The organism is Halomonas nitroreducens (assembly GCF_003966155.1).
In the GTDB taxonomy this organism is placed as follows: Bacteria; Pseudomonadota; Gammaproteobacteria; order Pseudomonadales; family Halomonadaceae; genus Halomonas; species Halomonas nitroreducens.
The window spans coordinates 50,084-73,471 of sequence record NZ_RXNS01000015.1 but is presented as its reverse complement, the minus strand read 5'-3'; the positions used below and the strand labels follow the sequence as shown (position 1 = coordinate 73,471).

At 67.1% G+C, this 23,388-nt stretch carries 18 protein-coding genes; 10 read left to right on the top strand and 8 right to left on the bottom strand.

What is annotated here, in order from left to right; all coding sequences use genetic code 11:
* The first annotated feature begins 7 nt into the window (after positions 1-7).
* The 4 genes from EKG36_RS15355 (at position 8) to EKG36_RS15340 (ending at position 4,491) form a co-directional block, all read left to right on the top strand.
* The gene (locus tag EKG36_RS15355; protein WP_126485653.1) at positions 8-883 is read left to right on the top strand and encodes an AEC family transporter; all 876 of its coding nucleotides are present in this window, start codon (positions 8-10) and stop codon (positions 881-883) included.
* A 405-nt stretch (positions 884-1,288) separates the two neighbouring features.
* Entirely contained in the window at positions 1,289-2,491 is a 1,203-nt protein-coding gene (locus EKG36_RS15350; protein WP_126485651.1) for a quaternary amine ABC transporter ATP-binding protein, read from the top strand.
* Positions 2,491-3,330 carry an ABC transporter permease gene (locus EKG36_RS15345; protein ID WP_425459606.1) on the top strand — a complete coding sequence of 280 codons (840 nt, stop codon included), beginning with the start codon at positions 2,491-2,493 and terminating at the stop codon, positions 3,328-3,330. Before EKG36_RS15350 ends, EKG36_RS15345 begins: the two co-directional genes overlap by 1 nt.
* 288 nt (positions 3,331-3,618) lie before the next feature.
* Positions 3,619-4,491: a glycine betaine ABC transporter substrate-binding protein gene (locus EKG36_RS15340; RefSeq protein ID WP_126485649.1), complete on the top strand. Its 873-nt coding sequence runs from the start codon at positions 3,619-3,621 to the stop codon at positions 4,489-4,491.
* 134 nt (positions 4,492-4,625) lie between these two features.
* Here the strand turns inward: EKG36_RS15340 and EKG36_RS15335 are convergent, their stop codons facing one another.
* The 8 genes from EKG36_RS15335 to EKG36_RS15300 all read right to left on the bottom strand — a co-directional run bounded on the left by EKG36_RS15335 (position 4,626) and on the right by EKG36_RS15300 (position 14,314).
* Positions 4,626-6,035, bottom strand: a complete 1,410-nt coding sequence (locus EKG36_RS15335) for an aminotransferase (protein ID WP_126485647.1) — start codon at positions 6,033-6,035, stop codon at positions 4,626-4,628.
* 76 nt (positions 6,036-6,111) lie between these two features.
* Positions 6,112-7,524: an APC family permease gene (locus EKG36_RS15330; protein ID WP_126485645.1), complete on the bottom strand. Its 1,413-nt coding sequence runs from the start codon at positions 7,522-7,524 to the stop codon at positions 6,112-6,114.
* Positions 7,525-7,597: 73 nt separating this feature from the next.
* On the bottom strand, positions 7,598-9,085 hold the full coding sequence (locus EKG36_RS15325) for an aldehyde dehydrogenase (RefSeq protein WP_126485643.1): 1,488 nt from the start codon (positions 9,083-9,085) through the stop codon (positions 7,598-7,600).
* A 204-nt stretch (positions 9,086-9,289) separates the two neighbouring features.
* Positions 9,290-10,240, bottom strand: a complete 951-nt coding sequence (locus EKG36_RS15320) for a LysR family transcriptional regulator (RefSeq protein WP_126485641.1) — start codon at positions 10,238-10,240, stop codon at positions 9,290-9,292.
* A gap of 226 nt (positions 10,241-10,466) precedes the next feature.
* Positions 10,467-11,678 (bottom strand): acetylornithine deacetylase, encoded by a 1,212-nt coding sequence (gene argE / locus EKG36_RS15315; protein WP_126485639.1) that lies wholly within the window; start codon positions 11,676-11,678, stop codon positions 10,467-10,469.
* A gap of 205 nt (positions 11,679-11,883) precedes the next feature.
* Positions 11,884-12,558 carry a DUF1028 domain-containing protein gene (locus tag EKG36_RS15310; protein ID WP_126485638.1) on the bottom strand — a complete coding sequence of 225 codons (675 nt, stop codon included), beginning with the start codon at positions 12,556-12,558 and terminating at the stop codon, positions 11,884-11,886.
* Positions 12,555-12,980 carry a RidA family protein gene (locus EKG36_RS15305; protein WP_126485636.1) on the bottom strand — a complete coding sequence of 142 codons (426 nt, stop codon included), beginning with the start codon at positions 12,978-12,980 and terminating at the stop codon, positions 12,555-12,557. The genes EKG36_RS15310 and EKG36_RS15305 overlap by 4 nt, the downstream gene beginning before the upstream one ends.
* Complete coding sequence (locus tag EKG36_RS15300; RefSeq protein WP_126485634.1) at positions 12,980-14,314, bottom strand: flavin-containing monooxygenase; 1,335 nt, start codon at positions 14,312-14,314, stop codon at positions 12,980-12,982. The genes EKG36_RS15305 and EKG36_RS15300 overlap by 1 nt, the downstream gene beginning before the upstream one ends.
* A gap of 464 nt (positions 14,315-14,778) precedes the next feature.
* Here EKG36_RS15300 and EKG36_RS15295 point away from each other — a divergent pair, with 464 nt between their 5' ends.
* From EKG36_RS15295 to EKG36_RS15270, 6 genes are all read left to right on the top strand, one after another.
* A complete protein-coding gene (locus tag EKG36_RS15295; RefSeq protein WP_126485632.1) occupies positions 14,779-15,204 on the top strand; it encodes a universal stress protein in 426 nt (141 codons plus the stop codon).
* A gap of 42 nt (positions 15,205-15,246) precedes the next feature.
* On the top strand, positions 15,247-16,908 hold the full coding sequence (locus EKG36_RS15290; protein ID WP_126485630.1) for a BCCT family transporter: 1,662 nt from the start codon (positions 15,247-15,249) through the stop codon (positions 16,906-16,908).
* A gap of 611 nt (positions 16,909-17,519) precedes the next feature.
* Positions 17,520-18,866, top strand: coding sequence for a UDP-glucose dehydrogenase family protein (locus tag EKG36_RS15285; RefSeq protein ID WP_126485628.1), 1,347 nt, complete (start codon positions 17,520-17,522; stop codon positions 18,864-18,866).
* An 11-nt stretch (positions 18,867-18,877) separates the two neighbouring features.
* A complete protein-coding gene (locus EKG36_RS15280; protein WP_126485626.1) occupies positions 18,878-20,809 on the top strand; it encodes a glycosyltransferase in 1,932 nt (643 codons plus the stop codon).
* Positions 20,810-20,850: 41 nt separating this feature from the next.
* Positions 20,851-22,422, top strand: a complete 1,572-nt coding sequence (locus EKG36_RS15275; protein WP_126485624.1) for a PilZ domain-containing protein — start codon at positions 20,851-20,853, stop codon at positions 22,420-22,422.
* Positions 22,423-22,490: 68 nt separating this feature from the next.
* Positions 22,491-23,381 carry a polysaccharide lyase gene (locus tag EKG36_RS15270; protein ID WP_126485622.1) on the top strand — a complete coding sequence of 297 codons (891 nt, stop codon included), beginning with the start codon at positions 22,491-22,493 and terminating at the stop codon, positions 23,379-23,381.
* Positions 23,382-23,388: the final 7 nt, after the last annotated feature.

The following is a 23,388-nucleotide window of genomic DNA, read 5'->3' as shown; positions in this document are numbered from 1 at the left end:
GATTCTGATGCTTGCCGAACTCTTCGCCGTCATGGCTCCGGTACTGGCCGGCGCCGGCCTGGGCTTCGGCTGGGTCCGCCTCGGCCACGACTACCCCGTGGACTTTGTCACCCGGCTGGTCTTCAACATCGGTACGCCCTCCCTGGTGCTGGCCTCCCTGGCCGATGCCGAGATCGATGCCGGCAGTTTTGGCCGGACCATGCTGGCCACCGCCCTGGTGCTGTCGTGCATGGCGGCGGCCACCGGCCTGGTGGCGCGACTGCTGCGCCGGGACTGGCGGGTGCTGCTGGCGCCGATGATGTATCCCAATACCGGCAACATGGGCCTGCCGGTGGTGCTCTATGCCTTCGGCAGCGCCGGCTTCGTGTTCGGGATCACGGTGATGGTCACCGTGACGCTGTTCCAGTTCACCCTGGGCTCGCTGATGGCCGGTCGCGGCAACCCGCTGAAGATCCTGGTCACGACTCCGACGGTCTATGCCATCTTGATCGCCCTGGCCTTGCTGCTCACCGACACCGACCTGCCCCGGTGGCTGGCCAACAGCGTGGAGCTGATCTCCGGCTTCACGGTGCCGTTGATGCTGATCACCCTGGGGGTCTCGCTGGCCAACATCCAGGTGCGAAGCCTGCGCTCCGGACTCGGCTTCAGCCTGCTGCGCCTGCCACTCGCGGCCGGGATCGCCTGGGGCATCGGTAGCCTGCTCGCGCTGCCGCCGATGGCTCATGCCATCCTGGTGCTGCAGATGAGCATGCCGGTGGCAGTCTTCAACTACCTGTTCGCCCAGCGCGCCCGGCGCGCGCCGGAGTACGTGGCGAGCCTGGTGTTCTGCTCCACCCTGCTTTCGCTGCTCTACTTGCCGCTGCTGCTGATCCTGCTGATGTAGCCCGGCGACGCCTCCCCGCGACACCCCGGCGCGCGGCGCAGACGCAATCCGCTCGAGAGCGAATCGACACGACGCGTGCCGGGGCCAGGCCGAGGATGGCGGGGCCCGTGACGCCTGCCGATCGACGACGCAGTGGCGCCGAGCTTGCTCAATCTCCCCCTCGCCGGTAGCCTCGGTCAGCTGTTGCCGACGCCCCCGTCCCATCAGGGCCTTCCCCGGCAAGACAGGTGCCGCGCCCGATCGGCGTTTCTGCACAAATTTGAATGACTGTTCAACAAACGCTAGGGTGTAGCGCTTCGATTCGTGTCAACGCTGGCCAACAGGCATGCTTAAGACACCCTACATCCCGTCAACCCGCCTCCGCCCCGGCGCCAGCGCCGGGCGGGCGCCACGAAGGCACAGCCAATGAGTGACAACCGAAACGTCAAGATTCGGGTCCGACAGCTCAGCAAGGTCTTCGGCAATCAGCCGAAGAAGGCGCTGGAGCTTCGCGACCAGGGGCTCAAGCGCCCCGAGATCCTCGACAAGACCGGCCAGACCCTGGGCCTGTCCGACATCAACTTCGACGTCTACGAGGGCGAACTGCTGGTGATCATGGGGCTCTCCGGCTCGGGGAAGTCGACCCTGATCCGCTGCCTCAACCGGCTGATCGAGCCCACAGAGGGCGAGATCGTCATCGATGGCGAGAACATCCCGAGCCTCAAGGAGAAGGAGCTGCTGGAATGTCGCCGCCGCCACTTCTCCATGGTGTTCCAGAACTTCGCCCTCTTCCCCAACCGCACCGTGCGCCAGAACGCCGAGTTCGGCCTGGAGATCCGCGGCGTCGATCCCGCCGAGCGCCGTGAGACCGCAGCCAATGCCCTGAAGCAGGTTGGCCTGGAGGGGTGGGAGGACGCCTATCCCAACCAGCTCTCCGGCGGCATGCAGCAGCGGGTCGGTCTGGCCCGGGCACTCGCCAACGACGCCAGCGTGCTGCTGATGGACGAGGCCTTCTCGGCGCTCGACCCGCTGATCCGCGGCGACATGCAGCAGGAGCTGCTGGAGCTCCAGCATCGCATGAAGAAGACTACCGTCTTCATTACCCACGACCTCGACGAGGCCCTGAGCATCGGCGATCGTATCGTGTTGCTCAAGGACGGCGAGGTCGTGCAGATCGGCACCCCGGAGGAGATCCTCACCAAGCCGGCCGACGACTATGTGCGGCGCTTCATCGAGGGCGTCGACAAGTCGCGGATCCTCAGCGCCGAGAGCGCCATGCGCAAGGTGCGTTCCACCGTGCGCGACACCGACGGCCCGCGCACCGCGCTGCGCAAGATGCGCGACCATAGCCTCGACTCCATCTACATCCTCGATCGCGAGCGTCGCCTGATCGGCCTGATCGATGCCGACGCCGCCAGCCAGGCACTCGAAGAGGGCAAGGAGCGGGTGACGGACGTCATGACCCAGGACTTCCGCAAGGTGGTCCGCGCGGAACCGCTGCACAACCTGTTCGCCATGTTCCACGAGAACCGCTTCCCCATCGCCGTGGTGGATGACAACCAGGTGCTGCAGGGCGTCGTCGTCAAGGGCGCCGTGCTCGATGAACTCGCACAGGCAGGAGAACGCTGATGGCTATCGAATTTCCCCGTGTGCCGCTGGGTGACTGGATCGAGGGTGGCCTGAACTGGCTGACCAGCGAGTATTCCATCGTCACCCGCGCCATCTCCCGGGTCACCCAGACCGGTATCGACGGCCTGAACGATGCCCTGATGTGGCTCCCCGACTGGTCGCTGCTGGTGATCATCGCCGGCCTGTGCTGGTGGCTGGCCAATGTACGCCTGGCCATCGGCGCCGTGGCCGGCCTGGCCCTGATCTGGAACCTGGATCTCTGGGACCCGATGATCGAGACCCTGACCCTGGTGGTGATCGCCACCCTGGTGGCGGTGGTCATCGCCCTGCCCGTGGGTATCGCGGCGGCCCTCTCCGAGCGGCTCTACAAGACGATCATGCCGGTGCTGGACTTCATGCAGACCATGCCGGCCTTCGTCTACCTGATCCCGGCGATTCCCTTCTTCGGCATCGGCTCGGTATCGGCGATCTTCGCCACCGTGATCTTCTCCATGCCGCCGGCGATCCGCTTCACCACCCTGGGTATCCGTCAGGTACCGGTGGAGCTGGTCGAGGCCGCCGACGCCTATGGCGCCACCCGCGGCCAGAAACTGCTCAAGGTGCAGCTGCCGATGTCGCTGCCCACCGTGATGGCCGGCATCAACCAGACCATCATGCTGGCGCTGTCGATGGTGGTGATCGCCGCCATGATTGGCGCCGACGGCCTGGGCAGCGAGGTCTGGCGTGCCATCCAGCGCCTGCGCCCGGGAGACGGCTTCGAGGCCGGCATCGCGGTGGTGATTCTGGCCATGCTGCTGGACCGCCTCACCCAGTCGCTGCGCAAGCAGCGCAAGTCCTGAGCCGACCGCGGCCCGACGCCCGCAAGACGATCTGGGGAGGTGCTTTAGGCACCTCCCTTCTTTTGTGTCGTCACCGGCCGCTCATGACGGCGACGTGTGCCGTCATCCAGTGAGGCCGTGGTGCCTTCCCGCTCATGAACGCGTCGTGATGGTATCCCGCGGGATGCTCTGGCAGGTCGAGGCCGGCCGGTGACCGGAGCCCTGGACCTCCCGTTGATGGTCGTCGTTTGCATCCAGCGCCTGTCGCTTGCATCCTTTTTGCCACCATTCTCAGTAAAGGCAGTTCAGATGACCAAGCATCCGATGCATCGCAGCCTCCGTCTTGCCGGCCTGGCCCTGGTCGCCGGCGCCGGTCTCAGCGCCGCCACCGCCCAGGCCCAGGACAAGGGCACCGTGCACCTCGCTTATGTCGAGTGGTCCGACGCCGTGGCCTCCACCAACGTGATGCGTGCCGTGCTGGAGCAGGCCGGCTACGAGGTGGAACTCACCTCGCTGTCCGCCGCCGCCATGTGGCAGTCCGTAGCCACCGGCGACGCCGATGCCATGACCACGGCCTGGCTGCCCACCACCCATGAGGACTACTACAAGCGCCTCAAGGACCAGATCGTGGATCTCGGCCCGAACCTGGATGGCACCCGGCTTGGCCTGGTGGTCCCGGCCTACAGTGAGATGGAGACCATCGGCGACATCAACGAGCATGCCGAGGCCATCGACGGCAAGATCACCGGCATCGACCCGGGTGCCGGCCTGATGAGCCTGACCGAGGAGGTCGTCGAGGCCTACGACCTCGACGTGGACCTGCAGAGCGGCAGCGGCGCCACCATGACCGCGTCGCTGCAGAACGCCGTCGGCAACGAGGAAGAGATCGTGGTGACCGGCTGGACGCCGCACTGGAAGTTCGCCCGCTGGGACCTCAAGTACCTCGAGGACCCCAAGAACGTCTATGGCGGTGCGGAGCAGATCCATACCATGGTCCGCCAGGGCCTCGAGGAGGACATGCCGGAGGCCTATGCCATCCTGGACGCCTTCGAGTGGACACCCGAACAGATGGGTCAGGTCCAGCTGCTGAACCAGCAGGAGGACTCCGACCCCTACGAGAATGCCAAGCAGTGGGTCGAGGAGCACCCGGACGTGGTCCAGGAGTGGCTGCCGGAAGAATGATCGCCGGGTGATCACCCGACCACCGCAAGGGGGGATGCCTGACGGCACCCCCCTTGTCGTTGGCGTCCGACGGTGCGGCGAGTCACCCGGGGACGATGGAAGCGCCCGCCTCCTGCGAGGCGGGCATGGCCGGATCAGCGTGGCAGGTAGCCGTCGGCCTTGAGCGACTGGGTGGCGGCCTCGATGCTCTCGCGCAGGGTCGCCGCCACGAAGTCGACGTGCTCGCGACTCAGGATCAGCGTCGGGGAGAGGATGTTCATGTGCGCCAGGGGCCGCACGATCAGGCCGCGCTGCTGGCACTCGTCGGCGATGCGATTGCCCACCTTGGCCTCCGGCGCGATCAGTTCCCGGGTCGCCTTGTCGGCGACGTTCTCTAAGCACATCATGAACTTGCGGCCGCGAACGTCGCCGATGATCTCGAGGTCGGCAAGCGCCTTGATCTGCTCCTCGAAGTAGGCGCCGACGTCGTTGACGTGATCACACAGGCCCTCGCGCTCCATGATCTCGATGTTCTTGAGTCCCGCCGCGCAGCTGACCGGGTGGCCGGAGTAGGTGAAGCCATGGGTGAAGATGGCGCCATCGGCCTGGGGCTCGCTGATCACCTCGTAGATGCGGTCGGAGAAGATGGTCGCCCCGAGCGGCAGGTAGCCGGAGGTCAGGCCCTTGGCGCAGGTGATGATGTCCGGGACGATACCGAACTCGTCCTCGGAGGCGAACATGTGCCCCAGCCGGCCGAAGGCGGTCACCACCTCGTCAGAGACGTAGAGGACGTCGTACTTGCGGCACACCGCCAGGGTCTTCCTGTGGTAGCCCTCGGGCGGCACGATCACGCCGCCGGCGCCCATGATCGGCTCGGCGAAGAAGGCCGCCACGTTATCCGGGCCCAGCTCCAGGATCTTGTCCTCGAGCTCCTGGACCTTCGCGTCGCAGAAGGCCTCCAGGCTCTGGCCTTCCGGGCGACGGTAGGGGTTCGGACAGGAGATGTGGTGGACCAGTTGCCGGTCGATGTCGAAGCCGATGTGGTCGACCTCGACCCCGGTGATCGACATCGCCATGTAGGTGCTGCCGTGATAGCCGTCGATGCGCGAGATGATCTGCTTCTTGCTCGGCTTGCCGAGCTGGTTGAAGTAGAAGTGGATCATGCGCACGGCGGTGTCATTGGCCACCGAGCCGCCGCAGCCGTAGAAGACATGGTTGAGATCCCCCGGGGCCAGGTCGGCGAGCTTGGCGGCCAGCCGAGCCGCCGGGGCGGTGGTGTGGTGGCCGAAGGTCGAGAAGTAGGGGATGTCGCGGATCTGCTCGGCGACGGCCTCGGCGATCTCGTCGCGGCCATAGCCGATGTTGACGCACCAGAGCCCGCCGATGCCGTCCAGGTAGCGCTTGCCGTCGGCGTCCTGCAGGGAGACGCCATCGGCCTGACGGAAGACCATGGAGCCGGTCTCCTTGAAGGTGGAGAAGTCGGTCCAGGGGTGCATGAAGTGATCGCGATCCTTCTGCCAGATTTCCTGTTTCTCGAGCTGGGCGGACGCGTTCTGACTGGTCATTGTGATTCTCCTTCGGGGGTCGGGAGGCGGCACCCGGCGGGGCCGCCTCACGCTTGATGCCTGTCGGCGCTGTCATTCAGCGCTTGGCGATCTCGTTCAGGGGTTCGGGCTTGAACAGCGGCTTCTTCATCACCAGCTTGATCCAGGCCACGGCGACGACGCTGACGATGCCCAGCACGACACCGGCGTTGGTGAAGATCTCCGCGGTCAGCTCCGGCGCCGGCGAGGCATAGACGATGGCGTAGACCATGCCGGCGATGCCGATCAGCTGCGGCAGCGGATAGAGGGGCGAGCGGTAGGGGCGCTCGGCGTCGGGATAGCGCATGCGCAGGGCGATGACGTTGACGTGGGCGATGATGTAGGCGATCAGCCAGGCGATGGCGGCGGAGATCAGCAGCAGCCCCACGGTGCCGGCATCGTTGCCCCAGATCAGCAGCGGCAGGCCGGTGATGGCGGCGGTAAAGAGCACGGCGACCCAGGGCTCGCGCGTCTTCTTGGTCTTCCAGCCCAGCATCGGGAAGGCCTGGCCCTGCTCGGCCATGCCCTGCAGCATGCGCGGCACCGCAGCCAGGGAGGTGTTCACCGTGCTGCAGGTGGCGGTGATCGCCGCCACGGCCAGCAGGAAGGTGCCCGACCCGCCGAAGGCGGCGGTGGCGTATTCCAGGTGGGGCAGCTCGGCGGTCATCAGCACGTCGCGCGGCAGGTAGAAGAGCGCGCCCAGGCAGTAGAGGGCGAAGACCGCGAAGATCACGGTCAGGCCCAGGTACATCGAGCGCGGGATGTAGCGCTCGGGGCGACGCGCCTCGCCGACCAGCGGGCAGACAAACTCGGCACCCACATAGCCCCAGATGGCCAGCGCGATCAGGGTGAAGGCGCCCTCCCCCAGGTTGAAGCCCGCGGCCAGCTCCGCAGTATCGAACTCGTGAGGCGCGAAGCCGCCGGACAGGGCGCTGACGCCGAGCAGGGTCAGGGCCACCACCATGGCGAAGGCCAGCACGTTCTGCAGCTTGGCAAAGACGTCGATGCCCAGCAGGTTGAGCACCGTGAAGACAGCGAGGATGCCGAAGGCGACGTAGTGGGTGCCTTCCACGGCCGGATAGAGTACGCCGAGCAGGAAGTTGACCAGCAGCAGCTCGGCGGACAGCGCGAACATGGCCACCACCACATAGCCGGAGAACACCGCAAGGATCGCCGGGAAGTGCCCCAGGGCCACCTCGGTGTAGGCACTCAGGCTGCCCGCCCGGGGCACCAGCAGGGCCAGTTCGGAGAAGGACGCGGCATAGCACAGCGCCAGCACCCAGGCGATCGCCAGGGGCACGATGAAGGCGGAACCAGCGATACCGACGCCCTGGAGCATCAGCACCATCACGCCCTGGGACACCACCAGGCCGACTGCCACGGCCATCAGGGACTTGAGTCCCAGGGCCCCGCGGGCCTGCTTGCCGGAGGCGGTCGTAGTCGCCGCCGAGTTGGATACGGCATCTTGCATTGTCGTCACCCTCTTGTTGTTGTGGGGGTTCCCAACCGCCGGTGACTCGCCGGCGGGGGTGGTCAGGGACAGCTCAGAGGCGCACCCAGGTGGTCTTGAGCTGGGTGAACTTGTCCAGGGCATGCAGCGACAGGTCGCGGCCGAAACCGGACTGCTTGTAGCCACCGAAGGGGGTGGTGAAGTCGATGGCGTCCACGGTGTTCACCGAGACCGTGCCCGCCCGCAGGCGTCGCGCAACGCGATGCGCCCGCGACAGGTTCTCGGTCCAGACGGAGGCGGCCAGGCCGTAGATGGAGTCGTTGGCGATGGCCACCGCCTCGTCCTCGTCGGCAAACTCGATCAGCACGGCCACCGGGCCGAAGATCTCCTCCCGGGCGATGGTCATCTCAGGGGTCACGCCCGTGAACAGCGTCGGCGAGACGAAGGCGTCCTGCGCCTCGCCGCTGGGCGCCTCGCCCAGCGCCAGGCGCGCGCCCTCTTCCAGGCCCAGCGAGATGTAGCCGCGCACCTTGCCGGCATGGCCGGCGTCGATCAGCGAGCCGACATCGGTGGCCGGATCCAGCGGATCGCCGACCACCAGCTCGGTGGCGGCGGTCACGAAGCGCTCGATGAAGGCATCCTTGGCGTCGCGCTGGATCAGGATCCGTGAGTTGGCCGAGCAGACCTCGCCCTGGTTGAAGTAGATGCCCTGCACCGCGGTCTTCGCCGCGGTCTCCAGGTCGCTGTCGGCGAAGATCAGGTTGGGGCTCTTGCCACCGCACTCCAGCCATACCTGCTTCATGTTCGAGCGGGATGAATATTCCAGAAAGCGCTTGCCGGTGGCGGTGGAGCCGGTGAAGGTCAGGCAGTCCACGTCGTCGTGCAGGCCCAGGGCCTGGCCGGTGACATGGCCATGGCCCGGCAGGACGTTGAAGACGCCGTCGGGGATGCCCGCCTCCCTGGCCAGCTCGGCCAGGCGCAGCGCGCTGAGCGGGGACTGCTCGGCGGGCTTGAGGATCACGCTGTTGCCGGCGGCCAGGGCCGGGGCCAGCTTCCAGGCGGTGATGTCGAGCGGGAAGTTCCAGGGGATCACCGCCGCCACCACGCCGATGGGCTCGCGGGTGATGGTGGCCAGGTTATCGCCATCGGTGGGCGCCACCTCGCCGTAGAGCTTGTCGGTGGCCTCGGCGTACCAGCCGAAGCAGCCGGCCGCGCCGGGGATATCGAGCTCGAAGGCATCGCGGATCGGCTTGCCGGTATCCAGGGTCTCCAGCAAGGCGAGCTCTTCCTGGTGCTCCATCATCAGCGCCGACAGGCGCTGGAGCACCGCCTTGCGCTCTGCCGGCGCGGCCCGCGACCAGTCGCCGGCCTCGAAGCTGCGCCGCGCCGCGGCCACGGCGCACTCCACATCATCGACGCCGCAGGCCGCGACGTCGCTCAGGGCCTCGCCGGTGGCCGGATTCCAGGTGGTCAGGGTGGCGCCGTCGCCGGCCGGGACGTCCCGGCCGTCGATGAAAGCTCCGGTCGGCAGGGACAGCCGGGTACGCAGGTCACGCCAGAAGGACAGATCATGTGCCGCCATCGGGGGGCTCCGTTGTCAGTGTCGTTGTTGTCGGAATCGCGGCGTCGTGCATCACGCCCGTAGAGTCACGATAGCCCCGGCCTCCTGGTTAACTAAAATATTATTATTCGAAGGAAAGGATCATAAATTCCTATACAACGGAGAGACACCGCTGCCGGATGCCTTCCTTGTGTTGCTGCGTCCTGGGAGGTAGCGCCGGCCAGTTCAGGGCATGATCGGCTGGGCCAGTCCGCCGCCGAGCCGCTCGAAGACATCGCCTCGCGCCTCGCTGTCCCGGGCCAACCGATGCATGGCCTCGGCGGCGGGGCTGAGCCGCAGACCGCGCAAGCAGGCGATGCCCATCGACAGCGGCGGGGCATCGTCCTCGAGCCGCAGTGGCTTGAGCCCGCCGCCGTCGAGGGCCTCGAAGGCCGCCAGCGGGGTGTTGAACAGCGAGAAGCCGAACCCGTTGGCCACCAGGCCGCGCAGCATGTCCATGGACTTGGCACGGTGCGCCACTGCGGGCGAGAAGCCGTGGTGGGTGAAGATCGACAGGAAGTACTCGCGACTCAGCGGCCAGTCGAGCAGCACCATGGGGTAGGCCACCAGCTCGGCCAGGCCGATGCTGTCACGCTCGCTCAGGGGATGGTCGGCGGCGACCACCGCATAGGGCGGAAAGCGGTACAGCGGCGTGAAGTCGATCTCCTCGGGCACCTGGAGGTCATAGGTGAAGGCCAGCTCGTAGTCGCCCTGCCCCAGGCCGCGGACGATGTCCACCTGGTTCATCTCGTCGCAGTAGAGGCTCACCGAGGGGTGGCGATCGGCGTAGCGGCGCAGCAGCTGGGGCAGGAAGACCGGCGCGAAGGTGGGAAAGGCCACCAGGCGCAGCTCCCCGCCGATCTCCTCGCCCAGCGAGAGCGCGTACTTCTCCAGGCCTTCGGCATCGCGCAGCAGCTGGCGTGCACGCTGCATCAGCTGCTTGCCCGAGGGCGTCAGCGACAGGCCCTGGGCATGATGGCGCACGAACAGCTGCAGCCCGGTGACTTCCTCGATCTGCTGGATGGCCGCCGAGATCGAGGGCTGGGAGACATGCAGCTTGCGCGCCGCCTGGGTGACGCTGGACATCTCGCCGGCGACCACGAAGTAGCGCAGCTGCTTGAGGGTGAATTGACGCATCGACTGGTTACCGCCGCTGACGAACAGGCGCCCCGCGACGCATGCGGGGCGGTCCCCGTCAGCATATCAGGCGCCCGGGCCAGGCGTCTCGACCGCCCCGGCCGCAGCAGGATCATCGTAGTGGCATGTGACGAGGGACGCCGGGGACATCGAAGAGGAGATCCTGCGCCATGCATGGCGTCGGTAGCGGGTTCAAACCGCCGCCGCGGGGCCATGGCACGGCGATTCAGGCCGGGGCGGCGACCAACAGCCCGCCTGCAGCCAGGCGCCGCCGCGCCTCCGGCCCCGAGAGGGCCTCGCTCAGCCGGCTCAGGAAGGCCTCGCAGCGGGCCAGCTGGTCGCGCGTCACGGACTCGTCGGGCTGGTGGCCCTGAGCCATGCTGCCAGGGCCGCAAACCAGGGTCGGGATGCCCAGCTCGTGCTGGAAGAGCCCGCCCTCGGTGCCGTAGCCGATGCGCTCGAGTTCGCGCTCGTCGAGCAGCGCCAGGATGAAATCGACCAGGGCATGGTCGTCGGCCATCGACAGCCCCGGGTAATCGCTGAGGCGCTCCAGCTGGATGCCGGCCTCGGGGTGCGTCTCGCGCATCTCGGCCTCCAGAGAGGCGGCGACGGCCATCAGCTCGCCGAGCAGCGCCTCGGGATCGTCCTCGGCGACGTTGCGGATCTCGATGTCCAGCCGGCAGTCCTGAGGCACGATGTTGAGCGCCGCCCCGCCCTGGATGGTGCCCACCTGCAAGGTGGTGTGGGGAATGGCGAAGCGCACGTCGAAGGGCCCCCGGGTGGCCTTGGCCACGGCCGTCTCCTCGACCCAGGTGGCCAGGCGGGCGGCGACATGGATCGCATTGACGCCCTCCGGGGCCATGCCGGAGTGGCAGGCCTTGCCGCGCACATGGAGACGCACCGCGAGCTTGCCCTTGTGGGCGGTGGCCGGCCGCATGGAGGTCGGCTCGCCGACCAGGCAGGCGGCCGGGCGCACCGGCTGATGGGCCAGGTCGGCGAGCAGGGAGCGTACACCCAGGCAGCCCACCTCCTCGTCATGGGAGAAGGCGAGATGCACGGGGACGGCGAGATCGGCCTCGACCAGGGCCGGCACGGCGCCCAGCATCGCGGCGAGAAAGCCCTTCATGTCGGCGGTGCCCCGGCCGTAGAGGCGCTCGCCCTCGACGGTCAGGCGAAAGGGATCGACACTCCAGGCCTGGCCGGTGACCGGCACGGTGTCGGTGTGCCCGGAGAGCATCACCCCGGGGCGATCCACCGGGCCGATGGTGGCATAGAGGTTGGCCTTCTCGCCGGTGTCGTCCGGCACGCGCCGCGAGGCCACGCCGTGGCGAGCCAGATACGCCTCGACGAAGGCGATCAGCGGCAGGTTGGAACGGTGACTGGTGGTGTCGAAGGCGACCAGCTCGGCGAGCAGGTCGACGACAGTATCCTGGGACATGGAACCCCCGAATCGTCCGGGAAAATGGATGGCGGTCATGATGATCGCAGCGGCTCGGGGCTGATCCGTCGACAGGCCTGCGAGGAGGCGCTATGAACCCTTCCATGGGCGCTACCGACGCCATCCCTGGCGTAGGAACTCCTCTTCGGCCTGTCCCCGGCGCCCCTCGCCTGATCCAGCTTGGGCCCAACTGACCGAGATGATATCAGCGCTCGTCGCCTGGCACGCCATAGGACGGGGACGCGTCGGGCCGCACCGCCCGCAGCACATAGGCGTCGCGCTGGGGCAGGTAGTGCTCCCAGACCATGCGCAGCTCGGTCAGCGGGGCCACGTGCCAGTCGACCCGCAGGTCGACCACCGGCCAGCTGGCTCGGTCGGTGACCTTGAGCCCCGCCGAGAACACCGGCCCCATCTCGCCGCCGGTGGCCAGGCCGGCGTCCATGGCGGCCAGCAGGCGCTCGGCCAGCTCGCCTTCATGGGACTCGAAGGCGGCGACCATGGCGTCGATGACGCCGGTGTCGGCGAGCATGTTGCCGCCGGCCACGCAGTCCCGGCCCTGCCGGGTGGCGTGAATGCCCAGGGTCTCGGCGCCATTGTGCACCGCGCTCGCGCCCACGGCGTCGAGCACCTGCAGCTGGCGCCACTCGGGGTAGGCCTCGTGCTCGCGGAGTCGTGCCAGCACGGCCTCGGCGCCGAGCCCTTCCTCGAGCAGCCGCACGCCCAGCTGGCCGAGTTCGGGGTTGGTCACGTTCTGGGTCAGTACCGCCCCCTTGCCGGGGGCGATGAAGGGGCAGCGGCTGGCCACGCAGATGCTCGAGGAGCTGATGGCGGTGCCGAACTGGCCGGTCTCGCGGCAGACACCGGCGATGGAAAAGGTCATGAGTTGGCCTCCTCGTCGGGAATGACGGCGATGACGTCGATCTCCATCAGCCATTCGGGCTGGGCGAGGCCGGCCACCACCAGTCCGGTGGAGATCGGGAAGACGCCCTTGAGCCAGCGGCCCACCTCGCCATAGACCGGCTCGCGGAAACGCGGGTCGGTGATGTAGGTGGTGGTCTTGACGATGTGGCCGAGCTCGGAGCCGGCCTCCTCGAGCAGCTGCTCGACGTTCTTCATGGCCTGCTCGGCCTGGGCCCGCGGGTCGCCCAGGCCGACCAGCCGGCCCTCGAAGTCGGTGCCGACCTGGCCACGGACATAGACGGTGTTGCCCGCCCTCACCGCCTGGCAGAGATCGTTGTCCAACGCCTGGTTGGGGTACGTCTCCTGGGTGTTGAACATGCGGATTCGCGTGTGCGTCGGCATCAGTTGACCCTCTCTGCGCTGGTATCGTCGGTGGATGACTCGGCTGACGTGCACGTGTCCTGGCGCTGGGCGGCCTCGTGGTAGGCCAGGTACTTGCGCTGGGTGGCGATGTGGTCGGCGACGTGCTTGGCGTCGTGCCAGACGCCCCAGATGAAGCTGGAGCCCCGCCTGGACAGCCAGGGCAGCCCCACGAAGTAGATGCCCGGCTCGCTGGATACCCCGCGCTGATGCCGCGGCCTGCCGTTCTCGTCGAAGGCGTCGACGTCCAGCCAGCCGTAGTCCACCGAGAAGCCGGTGGCCCAGACGATCGCGGTCACGCCGGCATCGTTCAGATCCAGCTCACGCAGCGGGTCGGTCACGCAGGCGGGATCGCTCGGGATCCGCCGCGCCTCGGGCTCTTCCGGCAGGGCGAGGCCGTTGCGGGCGATATAATCGTCCGCGGCATCCAGCATCGCCAGGTAGTTGGCATCGCCGCGGGCCAGGTTGTCGGCCAGGTCGCCCTCAAAGGTCACCACGCCGTCCGCGAAGGCCTGCGTCCGCCCCACCAGCGTCATGCCCAGGTGCGCCAGCCGGCGGAAGTCGATCGTCTTGCCGCCGTCGGCGCCGCTCACGGCGATGGTGACATGCTCGGTGCCCGGCTTCATGACCTCGGCATCCCACTCGCCGAGCACGCCCAGCCACCAGCAGAAGTCACGCCCGCGATACGCCCGCGGCGGACGGTCATGCGGCCCCACCGAGAGGTAGACCCGCTTGCCGCTGCGCTGCAGCTCCTCGGCGATCTGCACGCCGGAGGAGCCGGCGCCAACCACCAGCACGGCGCCCTCGGGCAGCTGCTGCGGGTTGCGGTACGCGGACGAGTGGATCTGCACGAGGCGCTCGTCGTCGGGGGCGATCGACGGGATCACGGGGCGCTGGAAGGGCCCGGTGGCCGCCACCACGCGCTGGGCCGCGATCACGCCCTGGGACGTCTCGACGCTGAAGCCCGGCCGGCCCTGGTTGCGCTCGACCTTCCTGACCTCCACGCCGGTGCGGATGGGCGCGCCGATCTTGCGCGCATAGGCCTCGAAATAGGCCGCCACACGCTCCTTGGGGGCGAAGGCATCGGCCTCGACGTCGTCGAACTCCATGCTCGGGAAGCGGTCGTGCCAGGCCGGCCCGTTGGCCACCAGCGAGTCCCAGCGGCTGGTGCGCCAGGCTTCGGCGATACGATTGCGCTCCAGCACCAGGTGCGGTACCCCGAGAGTGCCCAGGTGTTCGCTCATGGCCACACCGGCCTGACCGCCGCCAACGACAAGCGTATCGATTTCTACTCTCTCAACAGCAAACTCGGTCATGGGAGGTCTCCTTGTTGTCGTGTCGACCACCTTAGGAGCACCGCCTGATTAGTTAAAATATATTTATTATCTAAAGTGGATCGGAAATATCTATACAAGCATCCTGCCCGATGCCCGACCCGCTGCCCTTCCTTCCAGGCTGGCCGCCCTCGGGGTCTTCAACGCGGAATGACCGGTCAACGCCCGCGATCGCCTCTTGACATGATGGCGACGTGTCGAGGCAAGTCGCCGGGGCGATGGGATGATATCTAATTCACGGTTATCAGAGATTCATCGATTGATTAGAATGCGTTATCCAAACGCTTCGAGTCTGTTCGCTGGTCGATGACATAGCGCCGGAGAATTGCTATTTCATGCCCCGGTTCTTGGCGTAATCCGTTGAAAGCGCGACAAGCTTCATGGGGCGCAACAGGCCAGACTGACCAGGAGAGTCAGTCGATACCACACGCAGAAGGAGCGCAGGCATGTACAAGAAGATCATGGTGCCAGTGGACCTGGCGCATTTCGATGTGATCGAACCATCGCTACAGGTGGTGGCGGACCAGGCCAAGCACTATGGCGCCGAGGTCTGCTATGTGGCGGTCACCGCCACGACGCCCGGCAGCGTCGCCCATAATCCCGAGGAGTATCAGCAGAAGCTGGAGGCCTTCGCCCAGGAGCGGGCCAAGGTCCACGGCCAGCCGGTGAGCGCGCGGGTCATCACCACCCCGGACCCCATCGCCGAGCTGGACGACGTGCTGATCCACGTCATCGACGAGGTGGGCGCCGACCTGGTGATCATGCCCACCCATCCACCGAAGCACCTGGATGTGATCATCCCCGCGCATGGCGGCAAGGTCGCCACTCACACCAAGGCCTCGGTATTCCTGGTGCGCCCCCAGCAGGATTGACGCCTACACTTCGCACATCGACGTCAACAAGGAGAGTCTCTCGTGACGAATGACAACAAGGCCCCAGAGGCCGCGGCAAGCTCCGAGGGCATACCCGCCCCGGAGGGGCCCGCCAACCTCATCGATACCGATTACGTGATCGGCCAGGACAACATCGCCACCACCAAGCTGGGGGTGAGCTTCGATCTCCACGGCAAGGTCTTCACCATCTCCTCCCTGGTGATCCTGTTCTTCGTGATCATCACGCTGGCCCTGCAGGACCAGGTGGAGCCGATCTTCAATGCCATCTTCAGCTTCCTGACCGGCAACCTGTCCTGGTTCTTCCTGCTGGCGGCGAACATCTTCGTCGTGGTGGCCATCGCGCTGATCTTCACGCCCATGGGCAAGGTCAGGATCGGCGGGGCCCACGCCACGCCGGACTTCAGCTACGCCGGCTGGTTCGCCATGCTGTTCGCCGCGGGCATGGGCATCGGCCTGATGTTCTACGGGGTCTCCGAACCGCTGACCCACTTCGGCACCGCCATGGGTGGCACCACCGTGGAGGACGGCGTGCGCACCGACTGGTCGCCGCTGGGTGCCGCCGCCGGCAACCAGGAAGGCGCCATCTCGCTGGGCATGGCCGCGACCATCTTCCACTGGGGCCTGCATCCCTGGGGCATCTACGCCGTGGTCGCCCTGGCCCTGGCGCTGTTCTCCTTCAACAAGGGCCTGCCGCTGACCATGCGCTCGATCTTCTACCCGATCCTGGGTGAACGCGTCTGGGGCTGGGCCGGCCACGTGATCGACATCCTGGCGGTGTTCGCGACCCTGTTCGGCCTGGCGACCTCGCTGGGCATCGGTGCCTCCCAGGCCTCGGCGGGGCTGGGCTATCTGTTCGGGGTTCCCAACACCGACGTGACCATGGTGATCCTGATCATGGGCATCACCGCCGTGGCGCTGTGCTCGATCCTGCTCGGCGTGGAGAAGGGCGTGCAGCGCCTCTCCCAGCTCAACATGGTGCTGGCCTTCCTGCTGCTGGCGTTCGTGATCTTCGTCGGCCCGACCCTGCTGATCGCCACCGGCTTCTTCGAGAACCTGGCCGCCTATCTGGTGAACCTGCCAGCACTCTCCAACCCCTTCGGGCGTGAGGACGCCAACTTCAGCCAGGGCTGGACCGCCTTCTACTGGGCCTGGTGGATCTCCTGGTCACCCTTCGTCGGCATGTTCATCGCCCGGGTCAGCCGCGGCCGCACCGTGCGTGAATTCCTGATCGCCGTGCTGCTGGTGCCCTCCGTGGTCTCGGTGCTGTGGATGACCTCTTTCGGCACCACCGCCATCGACCAGGTGATCACCGACGGCTTCCAGGGCGTGCAGGATGCAGCGCTGGAGCTGCAGCTGTTCGTGATGCTCGGCGAGCTGCCGCTGACCGCCATCACCTCCTTCGTGGGCATCGTGCTGGTGATGGTATTCTTCATCACCTCCTCGGACTCCGGGTCCCTGGTGATCGACTCCATCACTGCCGGCGGCAAGGTAGACGCGCCCAAGCCCCAGCGCATCTTCTGGGCGCTGATCGAGGGCGCCATCGCCATCGCCCTGCTGCTGGGCGGCGGCCTGACCGCCCTGCAGACGGCCGTGATCACGACGGGCCTGCCGTTCACCCTGGTCCTGCTGGCGGCCTGCTACGCCATCGTCAAGGGCCTGATGAGCGAGCCCAAGAGCGTCTGAGCGGCGCACGGATCGGCTCGACTCCCACGCAAAAGGCGGCCTACGGGCCGCCTTTTGCGTGGCTGGCCTCTCCAGGCCAGGACCTCCGGCCTTGCCGACCGGGCCGGCGTCGACGGCACGCTACACTGCAAGCTTCCTGGCGGGGACCGGTGTCGACGACACGCTACACCCGGTGTCGCCCCACAGCAGACGGTGTCGACGGTTCGCAACACCCGGCATTGCCGGGCCTCGACCGGTCCCGCACCGGCGCCCTCCACGCCCTCCCTCCTTGTGCCTGCCGAGGCGCAGCTGGCGGGGCTGGCGGCGATAACCGGGTCTCGGCAGGGCGCCCCCTGCCGGCAGCATTCCGCCACCGGAATATCGCCTAGCCCCCTGAACAAAAGTCCAAGCTGTTGCCCAGAGGCGACAGGTTCTGCCTCCACCGGCCCACCCTCTCGCATCACGCCTGATCATCGGATTCAGTAATCTACTGATAATAAAGAACTATTATTAAATGGCGCGATTATTGCTCCTCATCCTGGCATACACACGTTTGCATTCTCTCCTCGTTGCCCACTGAGGCACGAGGCCACGCAGAACGTTCAAGCCCAAGACAAGGAGCGACGACGCCCATGAAGATCACCATCTTCGGTTCCGGATATGTAGGACTCGTCACTGGCGCCTGCCTCGCCGAGGTCGGCCACGAGGTGATGTGCGTCGATGTGGACGCCGACAAGGTGGCCCGTCTCAGCCAGGGCGAGGTACCGATCTACGAGCCGGGGCTCGAGACGCTGATCCACCAGAACCTGGATGCGGGTCGGCTGCACTTCACCAACGATGCCAAGGCAGCGGTCGACTTCGGCCTGCTCCAGTTCATCGCCGTGGGCACGCCCTCCGACGAGGATGGCAGCGCCGACCTGACCCATGTGCTCAAGGTCGCCGAGACCATCGCCACCCACATGACCGATTACCGCATCATCGTCGACAAGTCGACGGTGCCGGTGGGGACCGCCAGCAAGGTTGCGCGGACCGTCGCCGCGACCCTCGAGGCTCGCGGCCTGGACCTCGAATTCGACGTCTGCTCCAACCCCGAGTTTCTCAAGGAAGGCGCCGCCATCGAGGACTTCTCGCGCGGCTCGCGCATCGTGGTGGGCACCGAGTCCGAGCGGGTCCGCAAGGTCATGCGCGAATGCTACGGCCCCTACAACCGCCAGCGCGACAAGCTGATGTTCATGGGCGTGCGCAGCGCCGAGCTGACCAAGTACGCCGCCAACGCCATGCTGGCCACCAAGATCAGCTTCATCAACGAGATCGCCAACCTCTCCGAGCGCCTGGGCGCCGACGTCGAGGAGGTCCGCCACGGCATCGGCAGCGACCCGCGCATCGGCTACAGCTTCATCTACCCGGGCTGCGGTTATGGCGGCTCCTGCTTCCCCAAGGACGTCAAGGCGCTGGCTCACACCGCCGAGGCGGCAGGCTATCCCGCCGAGCTGATCACGGCCGTCGAGAACGTCAACGCACGCCAGAAGAGCCGCCTGTTCGAGATGCTCAGCCAGGCCTTGAACGGCGACCTGGCCGGCAAGACCATCGCGCTGTGGGGCCTGGCCTTCAAGCCCAATACCGACGACATGCGCGAGGCGCCGAGCCGTGCCTTGATGGAGGCCCTGTGGCAGGCCGGTGCCCGGGTGCAGGCCTATGATCCCGAGGCCGCCGAGGAGTGCCTGCGCATTTATGGCAACCGCAACGACCTGGACGTGACCGAGCATCGTGACGAGACCCTCGAGGGCGCCCATGCGCTGGTCATCTGCACCGAGTGGAAGGCTTTCCGTACCGTCGACTTCGGCAAGCTGCGCGAACGGCTGATCGAGCCGGTGGTGGTCGATGGTCGCAACCTCTTCTCGCCCCAGAGCGCCCAGGAGGCCGGGCTCAGCTACTACGCCATCGGCCGAGGCGCCTCCGTCCGTCCCGTCGTCTCCTGAGAGGCAACGCTATGTCGAAGCTCCCAGACCACACCTCCGTCGCCAGCAAGGTGACGGAGCTGACCGCCCTGCTGCTGCTGCTGGCCCTGCTGGTGGTGCTGCTCACCGAGCTGCCGTCGGAGGTCTTCTCCCCGGCGTCGAAGAGCTTCTTCTTCGCCATCGGGGCCATCGGCGCCTGGCGCTACTCCTGGTGGTTCGTCCAGGCCCTGCGCTCGGTATGGTACAACCGGCGCATCTTCCCGCGCCTCCGGGCCGCGGCGGATGCCGCGGGGGACGCCGCCAAGCCCAGCGAGCTGTACGTGCTGTGCACCTCGTTTCGCATCGACCCCGATGTCACCTATCAGGTCTACGAAGGGCTGGTGCGCGAGGTCGGCGACTACGGGGTGCCGACGACGATCTTCGCCTCGCTGTCCGACCGCACCGACGTCGACATCATCACCCACGTGATGGAAGACCTCGGCTGGCCGGACAACGTCGAGCTCCGCTACATGTTCCAGAAGGGCGACGGCAAGCGTTCGGCAATGGCGGAGGTGCTGCGCGCCATCTCGCGCCGGGCGCCAGCGCCGGACGCCCTGCTGGTGTCGATGGACGGGGACATCCTGCTGGAGCCGGGCACCCTGTCGCGCTCGCTGTCCTTCTTCAAGACCAACGAGGACCTGGGGGCGCTGACCACCAACAACAGTGCCATCGTCAATGGCGGCGACGTCACCAAGGAATGGTACGACCTGCGCTATGCCCAGCGTCACCTGGTGATGAGCTCCCTGTCGGTATCGCGGCGCCTGCTGGTACTGACCGGCCGCTATAGCGCCTTTCGCCTCGACCTGGCCACGCAGCCGAGTTTCATCGAGCTGGTGGAGAACGACCATGTGGAGCACTGGCGCTTCGGCAACTTCAAGTTCCTCTCCGGGGACGACAAGTCCACCTGGTACTGGCTGCTCAAGAACGGCTGGCGGATGCTCTACCTGCCGGATGTCTACGTCTCCGGCTTCGAGGAGCTGCCGGATCGTCGGCGCTTCTTCAAGTCGACCACCGACCTGATGCGTCGCTGGTACGGCAACATGCTGCGCACCAGCGGCCGCGCGATCGCCCTGGGCCCACGCCCGATGGGCATCTTCACCTGGTGGAGCCTGGTCGATCAGCGGCTCTCCATGTGGACGACCCTGATCGGCCCCATGGTGGCGATCCTGGTGACCCTGTTCGTGCGGCCCTCGTTCATCTTCGCCTATGCGCTGTGGATCCTGTTCACGCGCAGCATCTCGACGCTGATCCTGGCCTGGCAGCGCGGCCGCTACAGCCTGCTGTGGATCCCGCTGATCTACTACAACCAGGTCTTCGGGGCGCTGCTCAAGACCTATGTCAGCTTTCGTTTCAATCGCCAGAAATGGTCGCGCCAGGGGATCTCCGCCGGCGAGCCCAGCGACCCGGTCGCGGTCAGCCGGCAGCGCCGCATGGGCCACGTGCTGCATGGGTTCTTCGTCGCCGTGATGTTCTACGTGCTGCTGCTGGCCACCGGCGTGCTGCAGCCCCCCGATCGCACGGCCATGGCCATCCTGCAGGGTCCGGCCCCCGGCGAGGCGCAGGCATCCCGCGAGACGCCGGGCACGGCCAACCGCTGGCTGGCGATGACCCTCGCCGATGGATCCCCGAGTGGCGCCGTCACGCTGCCGCCGGACCGCCTGAAGCTGGACGAGGGCCTGCTCGAGATCGTGGCCACCACGCAGCGCATGAGAACCGAACGCCTGTCGGGGGCGGCCGGCGACCAGACGACCACGCTGGAGATCAGCCCCGCGCTGGCCCGCCATATCCGTGACGCCAGTGGTCGCCCCCTCGACGGCAGCGGGATCGAGACCTGCAGCACGTCGCAGGGCTGCGCCCTCGAGCTCGACGACCGGGAAGTGACCCTCGTCGACCTGAACATCAGAGTGCAACCCGGCCGCTCCTGAGGACGCAGGCAGGCGCCAGGAGACCTCTCTAGGAGACACCTATGACCGACTATTACGCCGACAATCACGAACGCAGCGAACCCACACTGGGTGGGCAGCGAGATGCCGAATCGGCCCCGCAGGAGGGCCATCAGAGCGGACAGCGCCCGCAGACACCCGGCGTGGGCATCGCCCACGAGCGCCGGGACGAACGGCGCTATATCCGGGTGGCGCGGGCCTTCCAGGTCAAGATGGACGACGGCACCGTCTTCGACGGGGCCGACCTGTCACAGGGCGGCTTCGCGATCCGTACCGAGCGTCCCATCCGCACCGGGGCCAAGATCAAGGCCTCGCTGCTGATCCTGGCGGGCGGCGCCGAACTGACCATCCCCGTGTCCGCCGAGTGCCGGCATTGCACAGCGACGGTACAGGGCCAAGAGCATACCGCGGGCTTCGAGATCACCGATATCAGCCCGGGCCACCTCGAACTGCTGCGCCGGGTGGTCCGCGCGAGCCTGAGCGGCCGCGAGGTCGACGTGGAAGGGCTGATGGCCGGCGAGGATCCCCAGACGCCGCGCAAGCGCCGGACCAGTACGGGCATGTCCGCTCCCCAGTCCGCCCAGCGCCCGCCAAAGCCGATGGGGCGCTACGTGGCGCTGTTCATGGCCTTCGGCGTGCTGGCGCTGGTGGCGGCCGCCACGGCCTATCGCAACTTCATGCTGATCGAGCCGAGCTTCGCCGCGGTGACGGCGCCACGCATCGACATCCGGGCACCGGGGCCGGGCATCCTCCAGGCCCACGATCTCCAGGCCGGCGACCGGGTGGAGCGCGACGCCAAGCTGACCAGCGTCAAGAACGTCGACCTGGAATCTGACCTGATCCTGGCCAAGGCGGCCCAGAACTACAACAGCAAGCTGATCGAGAACCTGCAGAACAACATCGACTCCGGCGCCAACCAGGTCAGCCTGGCCAACTCCGCCAAGCCGGCCAACGGCGAGTCGGTGAGCTTCGAGACGGTGTCGCCGGAGATCGCCCAGGCCCGCATCGACCAGTTCGAGACGGCCCGGGATTTCCAGAACTCGCGCATCACCGCCCTCGAGGCCCGTCAGTCCCAGAACGAGATCTACAGCCCCTGCAACTGCCTGGTGGCCTGGGCCCTGAGCAGCTCCGACGGGACCTATATCAACGAGAGCGAAAAGATCATGACGCTCATCCGCACCGGCGAGAACGACATCATGGTCGAGGCGCTGGTGCACATGGACGACATCGACAACATCGATCCCAACCAGAAGGCCTACATCTCGCTGCCGCACACCTCGGGGCCGATCAGTGCCCGGGTCCGCAGCGTGGCCCTCGACATCGAGCGCCAGCCGCGTGCCGGCTTCCCCAGCTGGGTCCGCCAGCAGCAGAACGTGGCCAGCGTGCTGCTGGTGCCGGAGAAGCCGCTGCCGGCTGACGCCGTGGGTACCCCGGTCGACGTCCGCTTCACCGAGGCCCCGCTGATCGGCACCACTGCCGAGTGGATCTGGCAGGGCGGGCGCGCCGTTGGCCAGCTGTTCGGTGGCGTCATCGACCTGTTCACCGGCGACGAGCAGGACGCCCAGAACAGCGGCAACCTCAGCCAATCGGGCTAAGCCCGTTCATACCGTACGCCAGCTCATGACCACGGCCGCCCGTCGGGCGGCCCCGACCGGAGCCCGACATGTCTTACGACACCCTTCCGAACGGTAAGCGTCACTGCGCCATGCTGATGATGGCCCTGCTCCCCGGCCTGGCCGCCCCGGCCATGGCCAAGAGCGATGAAGGCAACAACCTGTCGATCCCCAGCGAGGCGGCCTGCTCGACCCGCTATCCCCTGGTCGCCTCTCCCGCGCCCGCGCCGCAGGCCGAGGATGCCAAGTCCGCCGTGCGTGACGGCTTCGGCACCCAGCGGGACTGGGGCACCGAGGACAACGTCGCGCTGCTCTCGGCCGGCGAGACCGGCCTCAACGAGCCCGGCCTGCGGATCCGTTACCCCGCAGGCACCTCGTCCCCCGGCGATACCGAGAAGGGCGGCGCCGGCTTCTATGCCGCACCCGACGCCCTGGCCGGGGCAGAACGCGCCTGCCTGCAGTACCGGGTCCGCTTCGAGCCGGGCTTCAATTTCGTCAAGGGCGGCAAGCTGCCGGGCCTGTTCGGCGGCGAGGCGCCCAGCGGCGGCGAGGAAGCCGACGGCGAGAACGGCTTCTCGATGCGCTACATGTGGCGCAAGCACGGCCAGGGCGAACTCTACGAGTACGCCGTCAACCAGGACGAGGAGTATGGCAAGTCGGTGGGCCGGGGGCTGTGGAGCTTCCCCACCGGGCAGTGGGTGACCCTCGAGCAGGAGATCATCCTCAACGACCCCGGCCAGGCCAATGGCATGGCCCGCGTGTGGGTGGACGGGCGACCGATCCTCGAGCAGCGGGGCATCACCTATCGCACCAGCGAGGCAGTGACCATCGACGGCCTGATGTTCTCCACCTTCTTCGGCGGGAATGGCAAGGACTGGCGTACGCCCCGTGACCAGCATGCCGACTTCGCCGGCTTCCGGGTCTACGCCCCCCGGTCCTGACCGACCC

What these genes read in the sequence shown, in the direction of transcription:
- EKG36_RS15270 (WP_126485622.1), top strand. Translation starts at nt 22,491, where the DNA reads ATGTCTTACGACACCCTTCCGAACGGTAAGCGTCACTGCGCCATGCTG.
- EKG36_RS15280 (WP_126485626.1), top strand. Translation starts at nt 18,878, where the DNA reads ATGTCGAAGCTCCCAGACCACACCTCCGTCGCCAGCAAGGTGACGGAG.
- argE (WP_126485639.1), bottom strand. Translation starts at nt 11,678, where the DNA reads ATGTCCCAGGATACTGTCGTCGACCTGCTCGCCGAGCTGGTCGCCTTC.
- EKG36_RS15305 (WP_126485636.1), bottom strand. Translation starts at nt 12,980, where the DNA reads ATGCCGACGCACACGCGAATCCGCATGTTCAACACCCAGGAGACGTAC.
- EKG36_RS15295 (WP_126485632.1), top strand. Translation starts at nt 14,779, where the DNA reads ATGTACAAGAAGATCATGGTGCCAGTGGACCTGGCGCATTTCGATGTG.
- EKG36_RS15340 (WP_126485649.1), top strand. Translation starts at nt 3,619, where the DNA reads ATGACCAAGCATCCGATGCATCGCAGCCTCCGTCTTGCCGGCCTGGCC.
- EKG36_RS15345 (WP_425459606.1), top strand. Translation starts at nt 2,491, where the DNA reads ATGGCTATCGAATTTCCCCGTGTGCCGCTGGGTGACTGGATCGAGGGT.
- EKG36_RS15300 (WP_126485634.1), bottom strand. Translation starts at nt 14,314, where the DNA reads ATGACCGAGTTTGCTGTTGAGAGAGTAGAAATCGATACGCTTGTCGTT.
- EKG36_RS15275 (WP_126485624.1), top strand. Translation starts at nt 20,851, where the DNA reads ATGACCGACTATTACGCCGACAATCACGAACGCAGCGAACCCACACTG.
- EKG36_RS15350 (WP_126485651.1), top strand. Translation starts at nt 1,289, where the DNA reads ATGAGTGACAACCGAAACGTCAAGATTCGGGTCCGACAGCTCAGCAAG.
- EKG36_RS15325 (WP_126485643.1), bottom strand. Translation starts at nt 9,085, where the DNA reads ATGGCGGCACATGATCTGTCCTTCTGGCGTGACCTGCGTACCCGGCTG.
- EKG36_RS15310 (WP_126485638.1), bottom strand. Translation starts at nt 12,558, where the DNA reads ATGACCTTTTCCATCGCCGGTGTCTGCCGCGAGACCGGCCAGTTCGGC.
- EKG36_RS15320 (WP_126485641.1), bottom strand. Translation starts at nt 10,240, where the DNA reads ATGCGTCAATTCACCCTCAAGCAGCTGCGCTACTTCGTGGTCGCCGGC.
- EKG36_RS15285 (WP_126485628.1), top strand. Translation starts at nt 17,520, where the DNA reads ATGAAGATCACCATCTTCGGTTCCGGATATGTAGGACTCGTCACTGGC.
- EKG36_RS15330 (WP_126485645.1), bottom strand. Translation starts at nt 7,524, where the DNA reads ATGCAAGATGCCGTATCCAACTCGGCGGCGACTACGACCGCCTCCGGC.
- EKG36_RS15355 (WP_126485653.1), top strand. Translation starts at nt 8, where the DNA reads ATGCTTGCCGAACTCTTCGCCGTCATGGCTCCGGTACTGGCCGGCGCC.
- EKG36_RS15335 (WP_126485647.1), bottom strand. Translation starts at nt 6,035, where the DNA reads ATGACCAGTCAGAACGCGTCCGCCCAGCTCGAGAAACAGGAAATCTGG.